The sequence below is a fragment of the Caballeronia sp. BR00000012568055 genome (assembly GCF_029439455.1).
GTDB lineage: Bacteria > Pseudomonadota > Gammaproteobacteria > Burkholderiales > Burkholderiaceae > Caballeronia.
On the sequence record NZ_JAQFVG010000098.1, the window covers coordinates 2,501 to 4,490 of the forward strand.

The following is a 1,990-nucleotide window of genomic DNA, read 5'->3' on the forward strand; positions in this document are numbered from 1 at the left end:
GCGCCCCCACGGATGCACGAGGCCTCGCTATGGGTATCTACACCGCCTTTATCGATGTGGCGCTCGGCATATTCGCACCTGTTCTTGGTTTGGTCGCCAACCTGACAGGACTCGGTCCAATCTTTCTTATCGCGGCGACTCTCGCTCTTTGCGCTATTCCAATCGCGGTCCGACTTCACGCGTCCCATAAATCGCAGTGATCTCGCAGGTATGGGTTGGAGATGAGCTTTCCGGAAAGCCGGTCGCGGAGCCTGTTGAATGTTGACAAACTGGCCGAGCCGCCGAGCCTGAGGACGCCGGTGTTTCGACACCTCACCCGCGATAGGACCCTCCGACAGTGAACTCGACTCTCGTGGCGAGCAACGGACCGCAATCACCGTCTAGTTGCGCATAGCGACGTCCTAGCGACTGCCAATCTTGCGCTGGTAGACACCTGCGAAATGCGCCGGAGATTTCCAGCATCTAACTGTCGGCGCACGCACGCCTTCCCGCCCGCTTACCGCTACGGTCCTACGGACTCTCAGATTGCGCGACCGTCTTGACTGTTGAGGTTGCGTTGCTGTCATAGTCCCAAGGGCTGAATCTCTCGCACTAGATCGATCAGAAGGCGCAACCCCGTCGGCATTTGACGCCGGCTGGAATAGTAGATATGAAAGCCGGGCCCGGGGGGTGCCCAATCAGTTAGCACGAGCCGCAGCCGCCCGTCGCTGACGTACGGCGTGACTAAGGGTTCAGGAAAGTACATGAGACCTACGCCACCTAGTACGGCAACTAGTCCTGTTTCAGCTTGGTCAACCGTAACCGAGGATGGAACCAATAAGGCGATCTTCTCGTCACCTTGCTCAAACTCCCAACGATAAACGCGGTCATCTCCCAAACGGTTGCTAACACAGCGATGATGAAGAAGCTCATTTGGATGAACGGGAGTGCCAAATCGATCGAGGTATGTCGGCGATCCTGCAACGACCCATCGAATGTTCGTGGAAAGTCGCTGGGCAATCATATCCTCGGGGACGGTGCCCCCATATCGAATTCCTGCGTCAAAGCCACCCTCGGTCACATTCACCATGCGGTTGCTTGCAACGATGTCGAGTTCCACATCCGGGTACCGCTCAACGAACTCGGGAACTATCGGTGCGAGCAGTAAGGTCGAGGCTTCGACGGCGACATTGAGCCGGATACGACCAGCGGGCGCATCACGAAACCGATTCAGCGTCTCCAGCGCGACGTCGATAGCCTCGAAGGGTGTCTCGACCGAAGCCGCCAAGGCCTCGCCTGCGCCCGTCAGGGTGACGCTCTTCGTTGTTCGGTTCAGGAGTCGAACTCCAAGGCGATTCTCAAGGCCCTTCAGAGCATGACTGAGGGTTGAAGTAGTTACCCCAAGCTCAATTGCAGCGCGACTGAAGCTTTTATGGCGTGCAATCGCGAGGAAGTAAATGAGATCTGCTACATCGGCGCGGTTGATCTGCATTTCCTGAACATTCCTTCAGTCTGTTATCTGGTATCTACACTCTGGTGGCGCATCCTAACGGACGCTTGCGACCATTGCGGTTCATGCGGCGGACCTTCCTATCGAGAAGCTGGCAGCGTTGAAACTTTTCTCAAAGTATCGTACATTGTTATTCGGATTTTACGGGCCGATACATTGGCTATGTCTCTCAAGGAAGCGGCGAAACATGAACATCCTCGTGACCGGAGGCTCGGGCTTCCTCGGATCGTACGTTATCGCCGCCCTTGAATCGCGCGGGCATAGGGCGTTCAACTTCGACTTGGCGCCGCCTCAGCCGGACCTCCTTAGTTTGTCCCCTGCTGGATTTGAGACTTTCAGACTTGGTCGAATTGGCGACTATGATCGTCTGTTGGAGATCTGCCGCAACGAGGGAATAGAGTCTATCGTCCACGGCGCCGCGTTGCTGGGTCTGGAGCCTTCGCTGCACAGGCAGAAGGAATTCTATGCAACCAACGTCATGGGCTTTGTGAACGTCTGCGA

Annotated in this window: 2 protein-coding genes and 1 pseudogene; 2 read left to right on the plus strand and 1 reads right to left on the minus strand. The window is 56.3% G+C overall.

Annotated elements, in window-relative coordinates; genetic code table 11:
- A pseudogene (locus P7F28_RS06135) lies at positions 1–200 on the plus strand (arabinose transporter); the annotation flags it as partial.
- A gap of 362 nt (positions 201–562) precedes the next feature.
- On the opposite strand, the gene P7F28_RS06140 reads toward P7F28_RS06135, so the two are convergent.
- Complete coding sequence (locus P7F28_RS06140; protein ID WP_277183601.1) at positions 563–1,471, minus strand: LysR family transcriptional regulator; 909 nt, start codon at positions 1,469–1,471, stop codon at positions 563–565.
- A 205-nt stretch (positions 1,472–1,676) separates the two neighbouring features.
- On the opposite strand from P7F28_RS06140, the gene P7F28_RS06145 reads away from it, so the two are divergent.
- The coding region (locus P7F28_RS06145) for an NAD(P)-dependent oxidoreductase (protein ID WP_277183602.1) at positions 1,677–1,990 on the plus strand (314 nt) is incomplete at its 3' end.